Genomic DNA, 24758 nt, shown 5'->3' on the forward strand with positions numbered 1-24758 from the left:
GGGGGAGTCGATGTTAGAAGTTAAACTGCACGATATAGGTGAAGGTATGACAGAGGGTGAAATTGTCCATTACCTTGTCTCAGAAGGCGATACGGTTACGGTCGACCAGCCGTTAGTCGAAGTTCAAACAGACAAAATGGTAGCCGAACTTCCATCGCCCGGTCAAGGAACGGTAAAGGAAATCCTTATACCAGTTGGCGAGACGGTCAAAGTCGGCACAACGCTTTTATATATAGAAGGTGAGGGTGCTAATCCAACGCCAAAAACATCGCCTGAAGCACCTACTCAAACCGTGACAAAAGAAAGCCAAACGTTTCAAACGAAAATAAACCGCGTCTTAGCGACACCTCATACAAGAAAAGTAGCACGCGACAACGGCATAGATATAGAACAAGTTCCCGCAAAAGACCCATCTGGACGCGTCATGGAAGAAGATGTCTATGAATATATGAACGGCCAAAATGAACCAAAAAACGAACCAACCTTAACACCAAGCCAGCCAGATGAGATCCCATTCCGAGGCATTCGTAAACAAATCGCGCAAAAAATGACGCAATCTTTATACACCATCCCTCACGTGACACATTTTGATGAAGTGAATATGACTGCGCTATATAACTTGCGGAAGACGTTAAAACATGACGGAATTTCAATCTCGATTCCAGCCTTTTTCATTAAAGCTTTAACCTACGCATTAAAAGACTACCCGGTATTTAACGCAGAATTAGATGAAGAAAACGAAAAAATTTTACTGAAGAAAGACTACCACATAGGCCTTGCTACCGATACGGAAAATGGCTTAATCGTGCCTGTCTTAAAACACGCTGATCAAAAGACGCTACAAACGCTACATCACGAGGTTAAACAATTGAACGAAAAGACAAAGGCCGGTGAACTCGATCTAAAAGATGCCCAAGGAAGTACGTTTACGGTTAGTAACGTCGGACCACTTGGCAGCACAGGGGCGACGCCGATTATTAATTATCCAGAAACAGGGCTTTTAGCTTTTCATAAAACGAAAAAAGTCCCTGTCATAAACGATGCGGACGAGATCACGATCGGCTATATGATGAATCTATCGATGTCCTTTGACCATCGTGTCGCAGACGGAGCGACGGCTGTGGCCTTTACGAACCGATTCATTGAACTCATCGAAAACCCTAATAAACTCATGCTGGAGATGATATAGATGGTGGTAGGTGAAATAACAGAAGAACGAGATCTAATTGTAATCGGAGGCGGACCAGGTGGCTATACAGCCGCCATCCGAGCGGCTCAGTTCGGGCAGAAAGTGACGCTAATCGAGGAACAAAACCTCGGGGGCGTTTGCCTTAATCAAGGGTGTATTCCATCAAAAATTTGGACTTATACCGCTAAGAAAAAATCTGAGATTCTACAGATGAATAAGCTCGGCTTGGCCGTTGAGGAACCGCCTCTTAATCTGGATCAACTACTAACCTATAAAAATACGATTACGAAACAGCTTAGAAAGGGTGTTGAGTCCCTCTGTCAACAAAACCAAATTGAAGTCATTGAGGGCAAAGCGACCTTTACGCAAGATGACCGTATTGGCGTTGAGAATGGACATCAATTTGATACTTACATATTTCAAAAGGCCATCATCGCAACGGGAAGCGCCGCATCTTATCCGAGTGATTTACCAACTGAAAGTAATCGCATCATTTTATCTCATGACTTATATGAGCTTGAAGAAGTGCCGGAACATCTAATCGTTTACGGTGATGACGATCTCGCCCTAGAAGTGGCGTTTACGTATCAATCCTTTGGGTCTAAGGTGACACTCATCACAGAGGGTGATCTCAACTTTGACTCAACGATCCAAAAAGAACTCAAACGAATTCTTAAGAAGAAAAAAATTAAACACTTAAAAGGAACAAGCAGAGTCACGGCTACCGAATCTAGTGTTCAAGTTGAAATAAACGGTGACATCATTGAAGCTACACACCTCTACACAAGTGGAGAGCGTTATCCTAACACCCAATCACTTGGCTTAAACCGAATTGGCGTTGAGCAAAATGATCAGAATCTCATAAAAACGAACGCGCAATTACAAACGACGAAACCGAACATTTATGCCGTAGGAGACGTGACGGAAGGGCCACCACTTGCTGTAAAAGCTATTAAACAAGCAAAAGTAGCGGCTGAAGCAATCGCTGACCAAAACCCAGAACTAGACTTAATGTTCTTACCTAGAGTCATTCACACCAACCCGCCTATTGCTTCTGTAGGGCTGACAGAAAGTGAAGCGAAGGAACAATATGCATCCATACAAATAGGGGAATTTTCTCTAAGTGGTAATGGTTACGCTACTCTGACTGGTCAAAAAGAAGGTGTCATTAAAGTCATTAGTGATGCTAAAACCGAATTAATTCTAGGTATTCATATGATTGGTGAAGGCGCCATAGAATTATCTAGTAACCTCGTTCAACTTCTTGAGATGGCAGCGAAAGTTGAAGACGCTAGATTTCCATTATACGCCCACCCAAGTGGCAACGAAGGACTCTTAGAATCAATTGAAGCTCTTACCGGGCAAGCCATTCATCAATCTATTAAAAATCAAAAAGTAAAAGAAAGGAGTTTTCAGTAATCGTATCGAATCATCTTATATTAAACAGCTTGAGTGACACGTAAATTTATAATTGAAGGGGGAATTGTGTTTAGATGAAAAAAGTAAAACTGTTGTTAGTCGCAATTTTGGGAGTGGGATTATTTGCAGCGTGTGGAGAAAGTGGTAGTGGGTCTGATGAAGATAGCTTCTTAGTTGGGGCATCTCAATTTGTCGAGCACCCATCACTCGACCGAGCGTACGAAGGGTTTCAAGAAGCTTTAGATGAAGCGGGCTTAGACGTTGAGTACGATCTTAATAGTGCGCAAGGGGATCAAAACAACGTCAAAACAATTTCAGATGGCTTTGTAGCTGATAACGTCGATTTGATTTTTGCGAACTCAACGCCAAGTGCGTTAGGTGCGCTGAATGCGACGGAAGAAATTCCGATAGTATTCACCTCAGTTACAGACCCCGTTGATGCTGGGCTAGTATCATCGATGGATGAAGCAGGCGCCAACATAACAGGTGTATCCGACTTACACCCAGAAGCGATTAGCACGACGGTCGATTTTATAGATCAGCACTTTGAAGGCACTACAGTAGGCTTAATTTATAATGCGGGTGAGCCTAACTCTGTCACACAAATTGAGGCAGTTAATGCGGCGGTTGAAGGCACAAGCCTGACAACTGAGGAACGTACGGTTTCAAACGCTTCTGAAGTACAACAAGCAGCTCAAACGTTAGTTAGCGACATTGATGTATTCTTTATCGTGACTGATAACACGGTTGTTGAAGCACTAGATAGTGTTGTTGGTGTGGCGAACGAACAAGATATTCCACTAATTACGGGTGAACCAGATTCACTAGCTAAAGGTGGTTTCGCAACATTCGGGATCGATTACCATACGATTGGATACCGTGCAGGTGAAATGGCAGCTGACATCCTAACAGGTGAAGCATCACCTAGTGACATCACACCAGAATACCCACCTGAGATCCAACTTTTCATCAATAAAGGCGCGGCTGAAGAACAAGGCGTCGAGTGGAATGATGAATGGGATGACAAAGCACAATTTGTAGAGACTGAAGAGTAAATGTATGTGGTAAAGCAGGCTTTGGCCTGCTTTACTGATACATAGAGAAAGAGGAGGGCGTCCATGCTAATCGCATTATTTGGCGCAATTGAGTCAGGTGTCATTTACGCTATCATGGCTTTAGGAGTCTATTTATCTTTCCGTGTGCTGGACTTCCCAGATTTAACGGTCGACGGCAGTTTTGTCACAGGCGCAGGAATCACCGCAATGCTTATTGTAGATGGTACACCACCCGTGATGGCCACCATAATTGGAGCATTCGCTGGATTTATCGCAGGTTGCATTACTGGTTTATTGCATACAAAGGGGAAAATTAACGCACTACTATCGGGAATTTTAATGATGATTGCTTTATATTCTATTAATCTTCGTTTTATGGGACGACCTACTATTTCGTTATTAAACGAGACAACCTTATTATCACAGTTGGAATCAGCTTGGGCGATGACAGGAATTGATACAGGGATAACTGGGTTATTAACAGCTCTTGGCGCAGATCGTGTTCCTTCAACTTGGGGGATTTTAATCTTAATGGCCATATTAACAATAGCTATTAAGTATTTACTAGATTTTTTTCTCAAGACCGAAGTCGGATTAGCCATCCGCGCTACAGGTGATAACCAAAAGATGATCAGGAGTCTATCGGCGAATACCAATTTCCTAATCATAGTAGGAATTGGGTTATCCAATGGACTGGTCGCCTTATCCGGCGCACTTGTCGCTCAGCATGGTGGTTTTGCGAATTCCAATATGGGCATCGGGATGATTGTCATTGGTCTTGCCTCTGTTATTATCGGCGAGGCGCTATTTGGTAAAAAGACGATTGCGCGCGTCACACTCGCCGTAATCGGCGGTGCGATCATCTATAGAATCGTTGTAACTCTAGCCTTGAGAGCCGACTACTTAAACCTAGAATCATCGGATTTAAAACTCATCACAGCCGTATTGGTCATTATCGCACTGATTACACCAAAAATTCTCCAAGCTAGACGCGAGAAAAAACGCCGTCAGGCTAAACGAAATGCCCTCATGAAGCGGAAGGAAGGTGAGGCCAGTGCTTAAGTTAGAAGACATCTCCATGACATTTAACGAAGATACACCTGATGAAAAGATTGCCCTGCAAGACGTTAATGTAGAGCTTGAAAAAGGCGAGTTCGTCACCGTAATCGGCAGTAACGGTGCCGGGAAATCCACATTAATGAACGTCATCTCAGGGAGCCTTATCCCTGATGTCGGCAATGTACTAATTAATGATCAAAACGTCGTCAACTTTCCTGAATATAAGAGATCTAAAATGATCGGGCGCGTCTTTCAGGACCCCATGGCGGGGACGGCTCCATCTATGACCATCGAAGAAAACCTAGCCATGGCCTATGCTCGTGACAAGAAACGCCGCTTAGTCCCAGGTGTTAATAAAAAACGCCAAGACTTTTTTCAATCGTATTTAGAAACGTTAAGCCTAGGGTTAGAGGACCGTTTGAACGCCAAAGTCGGCTTGTTATCAGGAGGCGAACGCCAAGCCTTATCCCTCTTGATGGCAACCTTTACAGAACCTTATATCTTACTCTTAGATGAACACACAGCAGCCCTAGACCCATCACGTGCCGAGCTCATCACCGAAATCACACAAAACGTCGTGGATCAGTTCGGCTTAACAACCCTCATGGTCACACACAACATGCAGCAAGCCTTAGACCTAGGTGACCGACTCTTTATGATGGATAAAGGCCAAATCATTTTAGACATTAAAGGTGAAGAAAAACAAAACCTCACCGTTAAAGATCTGCTCGATGAATTCCAACGCATCCGTGGAAAACAAATTGACAGCGATCGAGCGGTGCTGGGATAAACAAAAGCGTTAATCCGGTTCGGATTAACGCTTTTTTAGTAAAAAAGACCGCATAAAAGCCACAAAAAGACCGCATAAATTTGAAAAAAGGTACCGTTCGACAAATTTCATGGCGCATAAATCTCAAAAAGTAGCGCATAAACTGAAAAACCTAGCGCATAAAACAACTTGAACACACAAAAAAGGGACTTAGAATTTCAAGTCCCTTTTCAATAGATAGTTTTAGAGAGTCACTCAGCAAAAGGTATTTAAAGTTCCTTCTATATTATGTAATGTTATAAAACTTTATATGTACCTCAGAATATCAATTAATAGAATTATAATGGTAGAATTTAAGAATCCTAAAATTAAAAAAGTTACTTGTCTATATATTTATAAGAAGGTGTAGTTATGATTGGTTATTTAGAATTTGGAAAAAGTGGATAATTTACAGAATGAAAATTACTCTAATTTAACGCCTTGGCAAAGAGAACAAATTGCACTGCATCCAAAAGACCAACTACATTAAACTATATTCCATTGTTGTTTGATCATTTTTATCCTCTTTAAAAAAGCACCACAGCTTTGTCTGCAGTGCAAGAACTCTAAATTTACATTTTTTCTTTCTCTCTTGCATTTTGAGTATCTCTAATATTTTTCTGAACTGTTATTGAAGCGAATAAACTAAGAACAAAAGCCATACCATAAAATCCTTTTTCACTTAAAGTAATACTGCCTGCATTGTATAAACCAATTGCCATTAATGAGATAGCAATTACTAAAGCTAGCCAACTAACCCCATAATAAATGTTGGTAACAGGCACACCTTCTTCCTTATCTCTTACTGCTTTTTGCAAAGAAACGGCAGCATATAAACCAAACATTAAAATAGCAAAATAGTACCCTTTTTCGTTCAACTGCATCGTTGCATTAAACAAACCAATTAAGTAAGCCGACACACCAATGAGTAACGCTGACCATGCAGCCCCCTTAAAAGCAGCGGTTGGCTCACCTTCCACTCTCTCTACCACCGGCTTCAATTTCTCTTGTTCCTCTTGATCTAATATAGCCTCTTTATTTTCTGACACAACAGTTCCCCCTTAATACAGCAGTAAACAATCATTTTGATAAATTAATCTTAACATAATATTCTATAAAATGTACTAATTTTCTGAAATATTCATTTATGAAAATGATTGGTGTTGAAATGAAGAACACGGTGAGTGCAAAATTCAGAAGGACGAATTTTCCCATCTGAATTAATTCAAAGACAGTCAACTAAGTTTAAAAGGGGATTGTGATATGAAAGCAAAAATCACTGTAACCGTTGTTTCTCCATCAAATTAATCGTCTTCAAAACAAGCATAATTCCTTTTCGATTGTAGCGAAATTGATTTAAGGATCCGATAAAATAACTATCTAGCTCTGGATGGTAAAACATAAATGACCCTGTCATCCCAGCATTTCCCCACATATTAAATTTCTTTGGCATGAATACTGGAACGGTCTTAAAGTTCATAATCCCATAACCATAATCAATACCTAAAGTAAACTTCTTATAATCTTTCATAGCTTCTAATGTATCTGGGCGAAGTATTTTGCCTTCGACTAAGGATTTCATAAATAATAAAAGATCTTCCTTAGTCGCAACGACACCACCAGCTGAATAGTCAAAACTAATACTTTTGAAATCTTTAACATTCTTATCAACGATATAAAAATCGGCTAATGGATGTTCACTCTCGATTGCAGGAGATGAATAGTGAAGTAAATAAGAATTCTTCATGTTAAGAGGCTCAAATATAAATTTATGTAATACATCCTGAAAAGATTTATTTGTGGCCTTTTCTACAATCAAACCTAGCAGCACATAACCTGTATCAGAGTAATTAAATCCTTCACCTGGTAAGAATTTTGCTTCCTTTGTGTGCTTTTTAGACCATTCAATTATTTCTTCTGGACTCCACATATGATGAGGCTCATCGATGAGTAAATCTATCAAAGGCTTTCCATCCTTTGGTGGGTCAAGCAAGCTATCTCGAATCCCTGAAGAGTGGTTTAATAGATGCTTAATTTGAATTTCTGCGCCATAATCTTTACCTTTATGAACTTGAAGACCTTTTATTAAATTAAAATCTAAGTATTGAGTGATTGGATCTTCAAAGGCTAAATCCCCTCTCTCAACTAATTGGCCTATGATAACAGCTGTAAAAAGCTTTCCGACACTCGCCACAAATATGGGTTGTTCTGGGTGAACATACTCAGCTGAACCGGATGCTAGGTTAAGGTGAAGGTTGTTTTTGGCAGAGTGAATCAAAAGATGTGCATTTCTTAACTTCGAATCTCGATTAACTCTTTTATGAAATGAACTCTCAATCAAATCTTTCAAATTTGTACTCATTTGAGTTGACTCCTTCCCAAGTCCTTAAAATAAATTTATTCACTTTTATATAAAAAAAGAGCACAATCTTTTTCTGATTGTCGCTCTCGTGAGTGTTTATCATATTATACCTTACGCCTAACCTATACGAACTCCAACCCCTTGTATTGACTGTTCATACGCCACCTGATTCATACTAGTCACATTTTCCGAACAATCGGAAGCACGCATGCTCTTACCATCAATCAACATAGCAGGGTCTATTAAACGCAATTTGCCTTGATGATAAAAATCGTAATCGTCATAGCAGACTTCAACCTCAACATCAGGGTGAATACTCTCAAGTAATGACAACACCTCTTGAACACCCGATGCCCTTAACAATTCAATCAATTCCTCATCCTGTCCTAAGAAATCTTCAACCTGAATAATCCCTTTTTCCAATGCAAGCTTCAGGGTTTGAGCTAATCGTTGATTACAAAAAATATTCCGCGGATCTAAGAAGAAATCAATCACCTCATGGTAATACGTCTGGCAAAACCACTCAGCGACCTCAACTCTAGTAAGATGCATTTTCCCATTCACAATAGTTAAATCATCTAAAAACGCTTGCACCTCATCATACGAAATAACCCCATGATGATACATATCCAAAAGCGTATAATCCACACGATCTGCACATAAATCAGGCTGCGGTTGCTCTAGGATTGTCCACTTGGAATCATCTAACAAAAGCTTCTCATAGCGATAACCGTACTTGTCTAATATAGAGGGAATCTCGGAATTTTTAACAACATCATTAAAAATCTCTTCATGATAATCCTCGCCTTTATAATCCAAAACAACGTCGATTACGTGCGAAAAAGCCGTATGAGATACATCATGCAAAAGCCCCGCAATTTGTTCTTCAATAGACCCGCCAAGCTTTCGAATTAACAACATAACCCCAATCGAATGATCATATCTTGAAACATTCCATTTTGGGTTCACCAAATAACCAGCCCCATTCTGATGAACCTCTTTAAGGCGCTGAACAGGCTTACTTAAAATAATCTCTTCTAACACATTTTCAACTTGAAACTCTCCGTAAAGCTCATGATTGATATACATGAATCTATCACCTATTTCTTAAAACTCAATATCATTCTCCCCGACATACTTTACCTGTTCAGTATCCTCCTGTGACACGCCAACGTTGTACCAAACACGTACATCCTGTCCAGGAATATGAGTAATATTACTACCTTCCTCACCAACGTTAACTTTTTCAACAACTGAATCAACCAAGCCATGCACCATTCCAATAGCTTTATCAAATAAATACCCTTCGTTGGCCAAACTTTGGTCAAAAGGCAAGCCATCAACGACATCTACCACACGCCAACCAAGCGCAAACTCTTCAGTTTTCGCAAACCCGTAAGAATCTTCATTGTAAAAAAGTGTATAAGCATAATCGTCCTCTAAGTGTGTCACAACAATATCTTGTGCATCAATTTTACCTTTTTGAATAGAACGTTCAACGGCATCATTTGGATTCACACTTGCCACAAACTGAAGGTAGATCATATAAAATGTGCCAGCACTGATCAATAGAAAAGATAAAATCTTCTTCATACCCGTTCACCGCCCACGGAATCTGTTATAATTGTACTAATTATTCCAAATATTAGTATAAATCTAATTGGACTTTTTGACCATAGTCCCTAGGGTATTTTAGGAGGAAAAAATGAGTAAAAAACTAATTATTATTACACTAGCACTTATAACTATTTTATACGGCTGCCAACAAGACGACGTGTCAAAGGCAGAAGCGGATGTAGAGAATGAACCAGTAGAAGAAAATTCTGATGAACAAATCGAAAGTAATGACGAGGACACACAAGCCAAAGAAGCTAAGCCCATTCACCTCGACAGGAATGGTGGTATCAATCGTCTATTTAATAGAATGGATCAATTCGAAATCACACAGGAGTATTACTTAGAACACATAACATTTGAACTATCAAAATATGAAATAGCGGTTTTATCAGCTGGACAAGCGGAGCCAGAAATCATTACATCATTTGGTGATACAGATGTCGTTCTCATGGGCGTTCGAAAAGAAATAGGATATAGTACTGGCGAAGAAGAGCTCGTGATTGATGTTGGATTAGCTCACACATTTAAAGAAGAAGGTGGAACGCTATTAACAGACCACGCCATCGCTGAGAATATCAACCCACGTAGCCCTGCCGAAATGCGAATTAGAAACGGAGAGGGAAACAGACCCCAGTATATAGGACGTTCATCAGGCGGGGAACACGAAGAAATCCCAGAAGAACGATTTAGTTGGCATTTGAAATACGAAGAAGTCCAAGAAAACGACACGTGGCAATTTAAGCTTGTAGGATTGAAAGAATTAAATTATCAAGAGAAATAGTCATTTCATGAATACGCGGAGGTAAACAAATGAATAAAAATTTAATAATCATTGTAATAGCTTTAATAACGATTTTATACGGATGCCAACAAGATGATGTAACAACAGCTGAAGCAGATACAGAAAACACTGAGACGGTAGATGAAAATTCATCTGAAGAAACAGGAGAAGAATCATCTGACAAAGCCGATGAGGAGAAAATAAACCCAAACAACATTGACCGAAACGGCGGAATCCAGCGCCTCTTTGAAAAAGTAGACCAGTACGATTTGGAACAGGATTATTACCAAGAGACAATCACATTTGAGCTATCAAAATATGAAATGGCTGTCCTAACAGCAGGACAAACTGAACCCAAAATCCTGACAACAGTTGGTGATACAGACGTAGTCCTCATGGGCGTTGAGAAAGACAGCGGTTATTTAACTGGCGAAGGTGAGCTCGTTGTCGAAGTCGCCTTATTCCACACCTTCAAAGAAGAAGGCGGAACCCTATTGACCAACTACACGATAGCTGAAGAGGAAGGCTCACTCTACCCAGCAGTGATCAACGTCATGAACGACGACGGCAACGAACCCACTTATATTTTTAAAGCAAAGGCGGAGGATTACGTCAACATTCCAGAAGAATTCCTCAGATGGCACCTAAGCTACGACGAAGTCCGGCAAAGTGAGAGATGGAGGTTTGAGATTAGTAAGTTGAAGGTTTTGGGGTATGAGGGAAAATAATTAATTAATAGATTTGCCGATGTTACCATTATATTAGAGATTATTAAATTTAGTAGATAATTATTGAATAGGTGATTCCATGAGCCACAAATCAAAAGTCGGAGAATTGAATGTAAATTATCTTACGGATGAAGAAATCTGGAGGATATTTACGACAGTCTTATCAACTAAATCTGTTAAATCATCGACTTATAAGTATGCTTTAATTAAATCTATCATTGAAAACTTATATCAAATTAATGACCATTATGAATTAAGCTATGATCAGTTGGCTTATGGGTGTACCAAAGTTTACTGGAATTTAGTGGTTCATCATGATCTTGTAAAACAGAATAGAGGGAAAAACGCTAAAGCTGTTACTGATATCTTAGAATTCCAGAAGAGGTATTCAATACCTAAAGAATTTAGTTTTGATAAAATCAATTCTGAATTGCAACTTAAGTTGGTATCAAAAATAAAATCGGTTATGAAGACAAATGTTTTCGGAGCTTTGTATGGAGATACCAATGGTCACTTTTATGCTTTTGATCATAAACGTGAATATTTTAAAATAAAGTCCAATGTTCATCAGTTTATGTTAAAGTATCAGCTTTTACTAGTTCATTTAACCAACTATCATATGGCAAAGATGATTGAGGAATTAAATGATATTCCTAATATTAATTATCTATTGGAAAAAGTACAAACCGTAGCTAAAAGAAGTTCTCTAAAACCTTTTGAGGAGATACTTCTCCATTATTTTGAAGCAAGTTGTTTTTATTGTGGAAAGGATTTATCACGGGAAAATAGTAGAACTGAGGTGGATCATTTTATACCCTGGTCATTTGTGCAGTCTGATCAAATATGGAATCTTGTTTTATCTTGCCGAGACTGTAACAACTCGAAAAGAGATAAATTACCGGATAGAGGCTATTTAAACTTTATTATTGACCGAAATGAACAGCTAATAGATAGAGTTCAAGATCAAAAAGTACTTCATAACTATAAAGACAAAAAGATAGTCATGCTATACGATTATTCCATTCAGAATGGGTTTGATGAGATATGGGTGCCGAAAAGAGGTTAGTCTTCAACTGATTTCAAGAAGACCTTCCTCTCAAACCCGCCTTTCTTTTCTGCTTTGTTTACCCTGATTTCTTCAACTTCATTAATAGTTCCGCCATGAATACTTGCTAGTGACTGCAACAGTTCTAAGATATCAGCTAACTCTTCAAGCGCCTCATTATCCTCAGTACTCTCTAAGTATTCGCTTACCTCTTCAGATAGTTTTTTCTTTAATTCTTTTTCATAATTAGCTTCATCTAAGGTAACTGTATCTAACTCTTGACCTTGTTCTGTTATTATTTCTGGTATTTTGTCTCGGACTAACTTATTGTAAACAGCCATAAATAATCCCCCCTAAACGCTATCCCTTTTCTCAATTCTTAATTCATCCTTAATCTCATCCAAATACTCCGTAAACTTCGACTCTCCAGAATAACTCAAGGACAAATATTTATGAGCACGGGTCATCGCAATATACAGCAAGGCGGCTTCGCGGTTTTCATCTTCTTGTAAGAAAAATGGCATGTTGTCGACGTTGACGATGAAGACGGCTTGGAAGTCCAGGCCTTTGCTGGATTCGATGGTGCTGATTTTGACTTGGTTGTCGTTTTTGACGTAGTTTCGTTTGGATTCTGGGTCTTGGCTAATCCAGTAATGTGGGATGTCTTGTTGTTTTAACGTGTGCTGGATAGTCCCGATATAGTCTTTGGACGACAAGCGTTTGACTCGATATAGAATGACCATCTCGTCATATGGTACGTTTTCTTTTTCGTGTAATTTCTTGATGATCTGTGAGACCTTTTGCATTTCTTCTTTAAAGTTGTTGACTTTATAAATAAATGGTTCTGGCCCTTTTCTAGGTGTGGTTTTTGGAGCGATAATATCGCCCTCAAACCCTTGCTCAACCACTTTATCTTCTAACATAGAATTTCGTTGATAAAATTCCCAGGCAAACCGAACGATTTGTTGGGTGTTGCGGTAGTTGATTGATAGAATTTTAGACCGTCCTTGAAAGTTTAACCCGATATCTTGTATATAAGATCGCTTGCGTTTGTAAATGTCCTGAGCACGATCTTCAACTAATAGTAATGATTGCGTACTTGGATTGAGTAAGTTGCTGATTAATTTTAGCCATTCAGGCTCAAAGTCTTGCCCTTCATCAATAAGTACAGCATCGTATTTTTCAATTAGTTGGTTATTTGATTCTAAAGATAAAGTTAGACTTTCAAGTTGATCCTCACTGATTTTGAGTTTTTGTTTTAGTAAAGCATGGAAGTTAAAGACTTCAATTTTACCAGTTGGCTCATCTGGTTCTTCTTCATCAAACAACGAATCTTGGTGGCCTTCTTGGTTAATCTCTTCAACTTTTATATCAATTAATTGTTGTAAGTATCTCGCTAGTGAAATGTTATAGCACAAAATCAAGATGTTCCAGTCAGGATTTTCGCGTGCTAGTAAAGCTGCCCGAGTGGCTAAGATTAACGTTTTCCCACTGCCAGCAACACCACGAATTAATCGGTTTTTATCACCGATGTTTTTGGCGTAATTTTCTTGGTGAATATCCATTGTTTTTAAGTTATGCATGGATAGTAGAATCTGATCCTGATGAGGTACTGGCTCTCGATAATCAGCGCTAATTCGTACCTCAGGAAGTAGATTTCCGCGAATCGCATTTATGTCATTCTGGCTTAATGGCTCACGTAAGCGGAAGTTGACTTTAAACATATTTACTATTTTTTCGATTAGAATTTCCTCAGAGAAATCCTCATGGTCTGGGGCAATTTCGTTTCTAGCAAAACAAAATTGAGGACTAATGACGTTATACAATGAATGTTTCGTCATATCCTCTGTATGTAAACGTGAAAAGACAGCTCCATAACCACAAGGGAACTTTAAGTGATGCTTCTTTTTCCCTTCGGCATTAATGAGGTTACTGTCTTGTTTTAAGTGATTCATGATATGGAACGTAAACTCTTCAGCTTTTTTATATGGATTTTTCTCAAATGCTTGTTGCTGATTCTTTCCGAAAATAACCCACTCATCTTTTGTCGCTTGAACGATCGTCCCAATCGTCCAATCCTTCACTTCAAGCACAACCAACCCGAGATCTGGGCCGATAATGACAAAATCAGGTCGTCTGCCGTGAATCTCAGGTTCATAATACACAATATAGTCATCTGGTAGATAATCTTTCAGCGTATGGAACATCACACGCTCACCAGCTGTCGCGGTTCGCTTTATCGTTGCTGGTACAGTCTGTGCCATATGACGTCACCTACTAACATAAGTTGACACCATTTTAACATAATTTGGCTATTTTGCGTTGACTTTGGAGCATAAAGAGCCTATTTATCATAAAATTCTAATTTTGGTATAATATATTTAGTTATTTATTGGAAACGGGTGGGTCGCATATGCTCAATGAAGGTCTTTATGAAGAAATTATTAATGAGAAGATAAAGAAATATTTAACCGAGATCGATCGGGAGCGTTTTTTAATTGGTAAAGAGCCGATCGATAAGGAAGAGGCTAGTAAAAAGCTTTCAGCGTATATTTCATACATAACTCGTCAGGCTTTGAGGGTAGTTAGGGATCAGGAAAAGGCAAGTCAATCTTTGCTTAAACAGATTGAAGTCTGTAATGAAATTATTCATTTATTAAGTCGTGAGTTAGATGAAGAGGAATTTGAGTCACTGCAAATTGCAGACGAAGGTGAAGTGCTGACTTCACTTTATTCGAAGATTAATTCCGTTAAAAGTTTAGAAGACGATGATCAACTAATACGTCCTGTTACACCAATGTCTGAGAGTTCTTTGTTCACTGGCGCGAAAAGTGAGCCGAATATGATGAATGAGTTGAAGCAGGAGATTCTAACATCTGATCGCATTCAAATGCTAGTGTCTTTTATTAAGTGGAGTGGATTAAGAGTAATTATTGATGAGTTGAGAGACTTCACAGATAATGGCGGTCATTTACAAGTGATTACGACTTCGTATATGGAAGCGACTGACTATAAAGCGATTTATGAATTAAGCCAGCTCCCAAATACCGAAATAAAAGTTTCTTATGACACGAAGCGTACACGCCTGCACGCTAAGGCTTATGTCTTTAAGCGTGATACGAAGTTTAGCACAGCCTATATTGGTTCTTCTAATCTATCGAATCCAGCACTAACTTCAGGGTTGGAGTGGAATGTGAAAATTACAGAAAAAGACTCATTTGACGTGATGAAAAAGGTAGATGCAACCTTTGAATCCTATTGGAACGATGATGAGTTTGTCCCTTTTGATTATGATAGTGACGAAGATCATCAATACTTAAGAACAATGTTGAAAAAATCTAAACTAGATGAAGAAGAACAGGCTACTGCTTTGTTTGATATCCGTCCTTACCATTACCAGAAGGAAGTATTAGAGAAGTTAGATGCAGAACGTTCAGTACATGGGCGTTTTCGTAATTTATTGGTTGCTGCAACAGGAGTAGGAAAGACGGTGATTTCTGCCTTTGATTACAAACGGTTCTTAAAGGAGCATGGCCGTCCAGCTCGATTATTATTTGTAGCCCACCGTGAAGAAATTCTAAAACAAAGTCGCGATACGTTTAGGCATATTTTAAAAGATTATAATTTCGGTGATTTGTATGTAGGTCATTATAAGCCAGAGAGTTTAGACCATCTTTTTATAAGTATTCAAAGCCTTAACAGCACTAAGTTGATCGAAAAAACGAGTCGAGATTTTTATGATTTTATAATCGTAGATGAGTTTCACCATGCTGCAGCAAAGTCTTATCAAGATTTACTAAACTACTATGAACCTAAAGTTTTACTGGGACTAACGGCAACTCCAGAACGTATGGATGGACGTGATGTAACAGATTATTTTGATGGCAGAATTGCTGCGGAAATACGTTTAACAGAAGCAATTGATCACAAATTACTTAGTCCGTTTCATTATTTTTGTGTCACAGATACAGTAGATTTATCCGGGTTGGCGTTTAAAAGAGGTCGTTACGACTTAAATGAATTAGAAAATGTTTATACGCATAATAAGGTTCGGAGTTTATGGATTATTAAGAGCTTATACAGGTATATAACAGATATAGATGAAGTGAAGGGGTTAGGCTTCTGTGTTGGTGTAGAGCATGCTAAGTATATGGCTAAGGTGTTTCAAGAGCATGGAATTGAATCGATTGCCTTGCATGGAAACTCTAAAAAGGACACGAGAGAATCTGCTAAACGCAAGTTGTTGAATGGGGATATTAAATTTATCTTTGTAGCTGATTTATATAATGAAGGTGTCGATTTGCCTGATGTAAATACGGTACTGTTTTTACGCCCGACAGAAAGCTTAACTGTCTTTTTACAGCAACTTGGACGTGGGTTACGACTTGCTGACGGTAAGGAATGTTTAACTGTATTAGACTTTGTAGGTCAGGCACATGAAGATTATAATTTTGAACAAAAATTCCGTTCTTTAATTGGGAAAACCAGACACTCTGTTAGACATTATGTCGAGAATGGCTTTTCAAGTTTACCAAAAGGAAGTTTTATTGAGCTTGAGAAGGAAGCTAAAGATTATGTGTTAAGAAACATTAAACAACTAACCAACAATAAACAAAATATCATTCGCAAGATGAAGCAATTTACGCAGGATACCAACCAGCCTTTAACTCTACGTAACTTTTTAGAATTTTATAATATGTCGGCCTATGATTTTTATGGTCGAAATGGCGATCGGTCATTTGTAAGGTTATTGGTACAAGCAGGTTTACGTGAAGACTTTCATTATGATCTGGAGAAGAAGATTACTAAGCGCTTGCCTTACTTACTACATTTAGATTCGGAGAAATTATTGAAGTTTTATCTAAGGTTTATTGATGACTTAGATGTGAGGAATAAAGAAGAAGAAATAATGCTTAATATGTTCTATTACACATTCTTCTTGAATGAACCTGAAACAGAAGGATATCGTTCTACTCGGGAAGGTGTCCAAGAAGTCCTAAAATCACCTGAAATGAAAGGTGAAATTCAAGGTATATTGGAATACAACTTTGAGAAAGTTGAATCTATTGAAAAACAACATGACCTCACATTTGAGACGCCTTTGAGGGTGCATGCTAATTATACTAGAGATCAAATTATGGCAGCTTTAGATTATTTTAATGAAGGTCAACGTCCCGAATTCAGAGAAGGTGCTAAACATCTAAAGAGTAAAAATTTAGATGCTTTTTTCATCACTCTTAATAAGTCCGAAAAAGACTTCTCACCATCCACTTTATATGAGGACTATGCGATTAACGAAAAGCTGTTTCACTGGCAATCACAATCACAGACGTCCTCTCATTCTAATACAGCTCAGAGGTATATTTATCACAGACAGAATGACCATCAAATTGCCTTGTTTGTTCGTGAATACAAACAGGAGAACGGTTACACAGCACCTTATGTCTTTTTAGGAACTGCGGATTATGTGAGCCACCAAGGTAGTAAGCCGATTGATTTTGTGTGGAAATTACGTGAAGAAATGCCACCTTATTTAGTTCCTAAGGCTAATAAGAATATCTTATAACTGTTACAGACGGGAGATGAAAACGTGGAATACTTTTTAGCGATCAACGTTGCTCTCGCCATCGTAATGACTCAATTTTATTTATCAAGAAGAAAGCATGTTTATTTGGGCGGGATCATTCCGTTACTTTTTGTGTTGGTAACTTTAAGTTTGTGGCTTTTAGAGGTTGGTCTAACAAATCTAACAGCTCAAGAGTTAATCAAAGTACTTTTACTAGCATCACTTGTATTACTATCTATTTGGGCCAATGGTAGAAAGTCTTTGAAAGCTAAAGCTTCTGTATAAGTTGGACTCCTCCTAATTCAGAACATCAACAATCATTTTCTATAAATATAGGTAATATTTATATATAAATGGGTTGGTGCGTTGAACAGGAGGGGATTTTTTGCCTACATATAAGTGGCCTGAGGATGTGGAGGTTCGGGCTGAGTTTGATCGGGAAAGACGGAACCGATATATGTTGGAGTGTGAGTGGGATGCGGGGAAGCCTTTGGTGACGTTTGTTTTGTTTAATCCGTCGATTGGTGGGGTTGATGAGTCTGATCTGACGTTGAAGCGGTGTCTGGCTTATAGTCGGCGGTGGGGATATGGGTCTATGAGGGTGGTTAATTTGTATTCTCAAGTTTCGACTAAGCCGGAGGAGTTGGTGCCGCCTAAGATAGAAGAGGTTGAGTTAAATAACTTCTATATTAAGCAATCGGTGGATTTGGCGGATCGTGTGATCTTTGGCTGGGGTGTAAGGCCTGGGAATTTGTATCGGATTCATGAAGTGATTCAGATGGTGCCGAAGGAGAAGCGGTATTGTATTTATAAAAATAAAACATTAGAGTACCCAAAGCATCCTTCTCGTTTGAAGAAGGAGTTGGAACCTTTGAAGTGGTGATTTACGGAGGCCTTTAGTGGCTTCTTTTTTGTGTTTTTTCGGCAGTAGAGAGACGTTACCCGGCAGTAAACTTCATTAGCAATTGACTCAAATCATATAAATCATTGCATTTTGCATCAAGTTATGATTTCCTTTATTTAGAAGGAGATAGAGATAGGGGTCGTTGATATGAAGGTAAAAGTGATGTTCATTGCGCCTTATGCGGCGATGGTGCCGCTGGTGGAAGAGTGTAAGGCGGATTTGGCGGAGTTAGATATTAGCCTGGAAGTTGGGAACTTGCAGGATGGTGTTGAGATAGCCAAGAGGGCTGAAGCTGAGGGTTATCATGTGATCATTAGTCGTGGTGGTACGGCGAAGATGATTCGGCATGCGGTGTCGCTTCCGGTCGTGGATGTACATATTACGGGGTATGATATTTTACGTATTTTGACATTGGCGAAGGATTTTAGTGAGAAGAAAGCGTTGGTTGGGTTTACGAATATTACGCTTGGGGCGCAGTCGATTGCGGATGTGTTGGATTATCCGGTTGACGTGTATTCGATTCAACAGGCGGACGATGTGAAAGAGTTATTGCCTAAGTTAAAGGAAGACGGTTATGGGTTAATTTTAGGTGACGTTATTACGGTGGAGGAAGCGAATCGCCACGGGATGGAAGGTGTTCTTCTTCAGTCTGGACGCGAGGCGATTTATAGTTCGTTTAGTAAGGCGGAGCAGCAGTATGTTTATCATCGTAGTAATTTGGACCGGATTGAGCTTTTAACTCAGCGTTTGAAAGGGTATCAAGAGAATCTTCTTATCTTAAACCAAAAGGGCCATGTGGTTCATGAGGTGTGGAGCTCATTTGAAGGAGTGCCGATCTCAGTAGAGGCATTAGAGGATTTAAAGGAAAAGCTTCAATTGCATGGAAGCGTCAGTGAATTTATCCCAACGCTTCGTGGAAAAGAAGTTGAAGTATTTGGGTATATGGCTAACGTAGATCGCTCTTCTTATATGGTGTTTACATTTTCACTTAATATTAATTCGTTTAACCATTTAAGTGGTGTAGAGGTGAAGATGGTTAATCAAAAGCCTAAGGTGATTCATAAAAGTGATGCGATGAATCGTGCACTTAAAGTGATTGATCAGAGTTTTTACCAGCATCAGTTATATGTGTTGAACGGGGATCCTGGTTCTGGAAAAAGTCTATTTGCGGAGTATATTCATTATAAATCGCAAGTTTCTGATCTGTTGGTTGTTGTTGACTTTAATCAGTGTAAAGTCGAGGACTTAAAGCGGATTTTAAGTTCGAATGTCAAAACGATTTATTGTCAAAATGTTGATGACCATCCTTCTGAAAACAAACTGGAGCTCATGAAGTCCTTTTTATATCGAATTATGGATCAGCAGGTTCGAGTGATTTTTTCTTCAAAACCGGCATGGTTGTATGAACTAGTGTTTGACCATGAACGATTAGTGGAGGTTCATGTTCCGTCATTACGTGAACGTGAGGAGGATCTTAAAGAGCTGGTTACGATGTTTATGACAGAGTTTAATCAATCGTTTGGTTCTTTGCCTATTCGGATTAAGGATGAGGCGGTGAAAGTTCTCGCTAATCAAGATTGGCCTTATAACGTCCGTGAGCTTAAGTCGTTTATTAAGACGTTAGTTTTATCAGAGAAGGGTTACGTCATTGAGGCGCATAAAGTTAAATCGATGTTGAGCGAGAAGAAATCACAAGAGGCACGGATGCCGATGTTAGAAGGTACGTTAGATGAAATTGAATCGCGTGTGATTGAAGCGGTGTTAGAGGAAGAGAATTTTAATCAATCAAAAACGGCCAAAAGATTAGGGATTAATCGGTCCACGTTATGGCGTAAGCTAAATAAATAATAGCTTGCGCTTTATTTTTGTTCTAATTTGCTTAATGATATGTTTAAAAATGCAACGATTTTAACGATATTTATAATTTTTTGACGATAATGTGTTGCTAAATTGTACATCATCTTCTATTATAATTTGTGAAAGCGTTTTATTATTTATTTGTTATTGGGAGGTAATCATTTATGCGTATTAAAGCAACTTTAGAACGTATTCCAGGTGGAATGATGGTTGTACCTTTACTATTGGCAGCAACGATTAACACATTATTCCCGGATCTATTACGAATCGGAAACTTTACAGAGGCACTGTTTGTTGATGGTGCACTCGCGTTAATTGCATTATTCCTACTTTGTACAGGGGCCCAAATTAATTTGAAATCTTTTGGTGTGTCACTGGCTAAAGGTGGTGTGCTATTAGGTACGAAATGGGCAGTAGGTGCTGTATTCGGTCTATTAGCATATATGTTTGCTGGAAGTGATGGCTTATGGCTAGGTCTTGCTCCAGTGGCTGTTATTGCGGCTATGACGAACAGTAACGGTGGTCTATATGTTGCGTTAGTTGGTCAGTATGGTAACAAAGATGACCGTGCAGCTTACTCGTTACTAGCATTAAACGATGGTCCATTCTTAACAATGGTTGCACTATCAATCTTTGGTGCAATGGGCTTCGTAGACGGCATGTTCTCAATCGTCTCCTTTGTCGCCGTATTATTACCAATTGTCATTGGTATGATCTTAGGTAACTTAGATGAAGAGATGCGTGAGTTTTTAGATAAAGGTAGCTCTATGTTAATTCCATTCTTTGCTTTCGCATTAGGTATGGGAATTGACTATGCTGCGATTATTGAAGGTGGCCTATCTGGTATCATTCTAGGTCTACTAACGGTATTTGTGACTGGTACAGCTGGTTACTTTATTTTCAAAGCCTTGAAATGGAACCCAGTTGTTGGGGCTTCTGAAGGTTCAACAGCAGGAAATGCGGTTGCGACACCTGCAGCGATTGCAGCAGCGAGTGCGGCGTTTGAGCCGTTAGCTGATCTTGCAACAGTACAGGTGGCAGCATCAACCGTGACAACAGCGATTCTCCTACCAATTTATATTGGTTTCTTAGTTAAACGCTTAGAGAAAAAAGGGTTTAAGTTTGAAAACGGGGAGATAAAAGAAGGAACGGCATAAAGGTGAGTGGCTTCTATGAAGAATTATTTAGGGATTATTGCGGATGATTTTACTGGAGCAAATGATACGGGTATACAACTAAGTAAAAAAGGATACTCAACACAAGTATTAGTCGATCTTCCGCAAGGTCAAATCGACCAACAAGCTCAAGTAACGATTGTAGATACAGATACTCGAGCAGCATCAGAACATGATGCACAACAGATGATTAAAAAGATAGCGTCCTTTTTAGAGAGAAATCAAATAAATGAATTTTATAAAAAGGTAGACTCCACCTTAAGAGGGCAAGTAGGAGCTGAGATTGCGGCACTTGAGAAAGAATTAAATCCTGATGTTGTCGTGATTGCTCCAGCTTACCCTAGCTTAGGGCGTATCACTTCCGGGGGTGTCCATTACGTCGATGGACAGCCGGTTGCTGACACGGAGTTTGGTCGAGACCCGAAAACCCCTGTAACGGAAAGCCATATCGTTGAGTTGTTGAAGCCATACGCTCAAGGTCGTATGGCCCAATTCACGAGTGGCGATGACTTAGATGTTGTAAAAAGTGAAATGGATGCAGGTCACACATGGTTTGTCTGTGATGTAGAAAAAGACGATGACTTACAATCTATTTCTAATGTGTTTTCAAGTCTAGACTTGAACGTGTTATGGGTTGGGTCTGCAGGTTTAATTGAGTATATTGACTTTGATTTGGAAATTGAAGGTAGTGTGACAGAGTACTTGCCAAGTGACGCCTCTAGTCAGGTGCTAACAGTCTCTGGTAGCCTATCTCAAAAGACTAGATCACAATTGGAGTCATTATCTCATGCGGATCATGTCCAAACGCTCGAAATTAACCCAATCGATTTATTGAACGGCAATTTAGATCAGCTCGATATGAATGAGTTATCGAAGAATCAAGATATTTTGTTATATGTTGATTCGAATCAGACCAATATAGAAGAGACGAATCGTTATCGAGAAGAACATGGTTTAACGAAGGAAGAAGTCGGTAATACGATTTCTAAAGGATTAGCTGTTTTGGCGAATGAATTGATTGATCATTTTTCAATCCATCATATGATTTTAACGGGTGGCGATACGGCCAAAGCGGTGTGCAGTGAACTAGGTATTTCTGTGTTAGAGTTAGTCAAAGAACTTGAGACGGGAATACCGCTAGGTCGAGCTCAGTTAAATGGTTCGGATCAGTGGATTGTAACGAAAGCTGGTGGGTTTGGAAATGAACAATCACTTGTTCATGCCACGAATTTCTTGAAAGGAATGAAACAGCACGATGAGTAATAAACCAATTGTTGGCATTACGATGGGTGATGCAGCGGGTGTTGGCCCGGAAATAATTTTAAAAAGTTTAAAAAGCGAAGACGTCTTTGACTGGTGTCGTCCGCTTGTCATTGGTGATGCAAAGTTTTTAGAAAAGGCTAAACCTGTAGTCGGTGCAGATAATTTGTCGGTTCAGTCAATTGAAGATGTTTCAGAAGCGGACTTTCGTTTAGGGAATGTTCCTTGTATCGATTTAGACCTACTACCGGCTGACTTACCTTTAGGAGAGGTTTCAGCAGAGAGTGGCGATGCGGCGTTTCAATATTTATCAAAAGCGATTGAACTGGCTAAGCAAGGTAACATTCATGCGATTTGTACGGCACCATTGAATAAAGAAGCGCTACATCTTGGTGGTCATAAGTATCCTGGTCATACTGAGATTTTAGCTCAGTTAACGGATACGAAAGATTATGCCATGATGTTATCAGCACCAGATTTAAAAGTCATTCATGTTACAACACACGTTGGTATCATTGATGCGGTCAATCAAATTGAGCCAGAACGTGTATACAACGTTGTGAAAATGGCAGATGAAACCTTGAAGAAAGCGGGTAATGATCAGCCAAAAATCGCGGTTTGTGGTATTAACCCTCACGCAGGCGAGAATGGCTTGTTTGGTTATGGTGAAGAAGAGGAGAAGGTCGTGCCAGGCATTGAGCGCGCTGTAAATGAAGGCATTGACGTCCAAGGCCCTCTCCCGGCTGATACACTATTCTTCCGTGCGGTTAGAGGGGACTTTGATATCGTGGTTGCAATGTATCATGACCAAGGCCACGGCCCGATTAAAGTATTAGGCTTAGATGCCGGCGTGAACATTACAGTAGGCCTGCCAATTATCCGCACGAGTGTGGATCATGGAACGGCGTTTGATATTGCAGGAAAAGGGATTGCTGATGAGAAAAGTTTAATCGAAGCAATCAGACAAGGTGTGGAATTAGCACCTAAAGACTTGGAGTCCTAATAAGGGCTTCAAGTTTTTTTATATAAAAAAGAACAATTAAATGTTAATAAGAAGGCTCTAAATGAAAATAGAGAGCCTCCAAATGTAAAATAGGAGGCGTGTAGTGTTAATAAGGAGCTCTTAATTGAAAGTAGAAACATTCTAAACATTAATTAGAGCTATTCATGATTAGAAAAATATCGCTTATTCTGGTACTCAATCTCTGGATAGTTCGCCTTCACGTGTTCTTCAGTTTTGGCTGATATGTCGGTCATAAAATCAATCCAGTGATCGTCTGTAATACTGTATTCGTCATAAAATTCCCGCATGGAATGGTTCATGATCATCTCAACGGACTTCTCTTCAGACTCATTAGGGTTCAAAACAATTAAATGGTCTTTAACTTCTTGATCCCAAACTTTATAAACCTCATCCATAGCTCGAAGTTGTTCGAGTTGGTGATCGTTCAATTGTAATGCCTCTTCACTTTGAAACTCGTCATTTAAAAGGTCTTCGAAGTATAATGACATGTCGATTCCTAAATCAACTGGGGTTTCTGGAACGTCTTCATGAGATAGCCGTTCTAAATCATAAATGGCGATCTGCGAGTAATTGCTCAGGTTCTGAAAAATCCTGCCTGATGCTGATTGTAAGTACGTTGCATCTTCATATGTTAATTTTTCTGTATCTAATGTTCTATTTAAAACATAGTTAGACTTCAAAACGGAGTAATGTAAGTTTCCGAAATCCGTGGCTAATTCCTTGGACATATACTCAGTATATTTTTGTTTATCTAGGTACTGGTAGACATTAAGACTTGCTAAAAGAACAATAATTGCAACTATGATGGTATATTTAACGTTGATCTTTTTTAGTTTTCCCACGTGAAACAACTCCTTCGAATTTACGAGAAAATTGTAACACATTACTGAAAATTTCCAAAATAAATGG

The 24758-nt window shown here is 39.2% G+C and carries 22 protein-coding genes; 15 read left to right on the plus strand and 7 right to left on the minus strand.

All coding sequences use genetic code 11. From position 1 onward, the window contains the following. Positions 1–10 precede the first annotated feature (10 nt). From EDC24_RS05380 to EDC24_RS05400, 5 genes are all read left to right on the plus strand, one after another. A complete protein-coding gene (locus EDC24_RS05380; protein WP_124220474.1) occupies positions 11–1189 on the plus strand; it encodes a dihydrolipoamide acetyltransferase family protein in 1179 nt (392 codons plus the stop codon). Continuing rightward, the gene (locus EDC24_RS05385) at positions 1190–2608 is read left to right on the plus strand and encodes a dihydrolipoyl dehydrogenase family protein (protein WP_124220476.1); all 1419 of its coding nucleotides are present in this window, start codon (positions 1190–1192) and stop codon (positions 2606–2608) included. Positions 2609–2682: 74 nt separating this feature from the next. Then, entirely contained in the window at positions 2683–3663 is a 981-nt protein-coding gene (locus tag EDC24_RS05390) for an ABC transporter substrate-binding protein (protein ID WP_124220478.1), read from the plus strand. Between the two features lie 63 nt (positions 3664–3726). Beyond that, complete coding sequence (locus tag EDC24_RS05395; protein ID WP_124220480.1) at positions 3727–4725, plus strand: ABC transporter permease; 999 nt, start codon at positions 3727–3729, stop codon at positions 4723–4725. Then, complete coding sequence (locus tag EDC24_RS05400) at positions 4718–5512, plus strand: ABC transporter ATP-binding protein (protein WP_124220482.1); 795 nt, start codon at positions 4718–4720, stop codon at positions 5510–5512. Before EDC24_RS05395 ends, EDC24_RS05400 begins: the two co-directional genes overlap by 8 nt. A gap of 590 nt (positions 5513–6102) precedes the next feature. On the opposite strand, the gene yiaA is transcribed toward EDC24_RS05400, so the two are convergent. From yiaA to EDC24_RS05425, 4 genes are all read right to left on the minus strand, one after another. Continuing rightward, a complete protein-coding gene (gene yiaA, locus EDC24_RS05410; RefSeq protein WP_124220484.1) occupies positions 6103–6579 on the minus strand; it encodes an inner membrane protein YiaA in 477 nt (158 codons plus the stop codon). Positions 6580–6806: 227 nt separating this feature from the next. Beyond that, on the minus strand, positions 6807–7892 hold the full coding sequence (locus EDC24_RS05415; protein WP_124220486.1) for a serine hydrolase domain-containing protein: 1086 nt from the start codon (positions 7890–7892) through the stop codon (positions 6807–6809). 117 nt (positions 7893–8009) lie between these two features. Next, on the minus strand, positions 8010–8981 hold the full coding sequence (locus EDC24_RS05420) for an HD domain-containing protein (RefSeq protein ID WP_124220489.1): 972 nt from the start codon (positions 8979–8981) through the stop codon (positions 8010–8012). Positions 8982–8999: 18 nt separating this feature from the next. Beyond that, on the minus strand, positions 9000–9485 hold the full coding sequence (locus EDC24_RS05425) for a hypothetical protein (protein ID WP_124220491.1): 486 nt from the start codon (positions 9483–9485) through the stop codon (positions 9000–9002). A gap of 112 nt (positions 9486–9597) precedes the next feature. Here EDC24_RS05425 and EDC24_RS05430 point away from each other — a divergent pair, with 112 nt between their 5' ends. The 3 genes from EDC24_RS05430 to EDC24_RS05440 all read left to right on the plus strand — a co-directional run bounded on the left by EDC24_RS05430 (position 9598) and on the right by EDC24_RS05440 (position 12084). Then, entirely contained in the window at positions 9598–10290 is a 693-nt protein-coding gene (locus EDC24_RS05430; RefSeq protein WP_124220493.1) for a hypothetical protein, read from the plus strand. A gap of 29 nt (positions 10291–10319) precedes the next feature. After that, complete coding sequence (locus EDC24_RS05435) at positions 10320–11018, plus strand: hypothetical protein (RefSeq protein WP_124220495.1); 699 nt, start codon at positions 10320–10322, stop codon at positions 11016–11018. A gap of 79 nt (positions 11019–11097) precedes the next feature. Continuing rightward, on the plus strand, positions 11098–12084 hold the full coding sequence (locus tag EDC24_RS05440) for an HNH endonuclease signature motif containing protein (RefSeq protein WP_124220497.1): 987 nt from the start codon (positions 11098–11100) through the stop codon (positions 12082–12084). Here the strand turns inward: EDC24_RS05440 and EDC24_RS05445 are convergent. Next, positions 12081–12404, minus strand: a complete 324-nt coding sequence (locus tag EDC24_RS05445; RefSeq protein WP_124220499.1) for a nucleoside triphosphate pyrophosphohydrolase — start codon at positions 12402–12404, stop codon at positions 12081–12083. The genes EDC24_RS05440 and EDC24_RS05445 overlap by 4 nt on opposite strands. 12 nt (positions 12405–12416) lie before the next feature. After that, the gene (locus tag EDC24_RS05450) at positions 12417–14327 is read right to left on the minus strand and encodes a 3'-5' exonuclease (protein WP_124220501.1); all 1911 of its coding nucleotides are present in this window, start codon (positions 14325–14327) and stop codon (positions 12417–12419) included. A gap of 149 nt (positions 14328–14476) precedes the next feature. On the opposite strand from EDC24_RS05450, the gene EDC24_RS05455 reads away from it, so the two are divergent. The 7 genes from EDC24_RS05455 to pdxA all read left to right on the plus strand — a co-directional run bounded on the left by EDC24_RS05455 (position 14477) and on the right by pdxA (position 23828). After that, the gene (locus tag EDC24_RS05455) at positions 14477–17629 is read left to right on the plus strand and encodes a DEAD/DEAH box helicase (RefSeq protein ID WP_124220502.1); all 3153 of its coding nucleotides are present in this window, start codon (positions 14477–14479) and stop codon (positions 17627–17629) included. A gap of 24 nt (positions 17630–17653) precedes the next feature. Then, a complete protein-coding gene (locus EDC24_RS05460; protein ID WP_124220504.1) occupies positions 17654–17914 on the plus strand; it encodes a hypothetical protein in 261 nt (86 codons plus the stop codon). A gap of 100 nt (positions 17915–18014) precedes the next feature. After that, positions 18015–18512 carry a DUF1643 domain-containing protein gene (locus EDC24_RS05465; RefSeq protein ID WP_124220506.1) on the plus strand — a complete coding sequence of 166 codons (498 nt, stop codon included), beginning with the start codon at positions 18015–18017 and terminating at the stop codon, positions 18510–18512. 168 nt (positions 18513–18680) lie between these two features. Then, positions 18681–20381: a sigma-54-dependent transcriptional regulator gene (locus tag EDC24_RS05470; protein WP_124220508.1), complete on the plus strand. Its 1701-nt coding sequence runs from the start codon at positions 18681–18683 to the stop codon at positions 20379–20381. 173 nt (positions 20382–20554) lie between these two features. Continuing rightward, positions 20555–21547 carry a 2-keto-3-deoxygluconate permease gene (locus EDC24_RS05475; protein WP_124220510.1) on the plus strand — a complete coding sequence of 331 codons (993 nt, stop codon included), beginning with the start codon at positions 20555–20557 and terminating at the stop codon, positions 21545–21547. Between the two features lie 15 nt (positions 21548–21562). Next, positions 21563–22828 (plus strand): four-carbon acid sugar kinase family protein, encoded by a 1266-nt coding sequence (locus EDC24_RS05480; RefSeq protein ID WP_124220512.1) that lies wholly within the window; start codon positions 21563–21565, stop codon positions 22826–22828. Beyond that, complete coding sequence (gene pdxA, locus EDC24_RS05485) at positions 22821–23828, plus strand: 4-hydroxythreonine-4-phosphate dehydrogenase PdxA (RefSeq protein ID WP_124220514.1); 1008 nt, start codon at positions 22821–22823, stop codon at positions 23826–23828. The genes EDC24_RS05480 and pdxA overlap by 8 nt, the downstream gene beginning before the upstream one ends. Before the next feature lie 158 nt (positions 23829–23986). On the opposite strand, the gene EDC24_RS05490 is transcribed toward pdxA, so the two are convergent. After that, on the minus strand, positions 23987–24691 hold the full coding sequence (locus EDC24_RS05490) for a hypothetical protein (RefSeq protein WP_124220516.1): 705 nt from the start codon (positions 24689–24691) through the stop codon (positions 23987–23989). Between the last annotated feature and the right edge of the window lie 67 nt (positions 24692–24758).

Origin of the sequence: Aquisalibacillus elongatus (genome assembly GCF_003843875.1) — a bacterium.
Taxonomy (GTDB): domain Bacteria; phylum Bacillota; class Bacilli; order Bacillales; family Alkalibacillaceae; genus Aquisalibacillus; species Aquisalibacillus elongatus.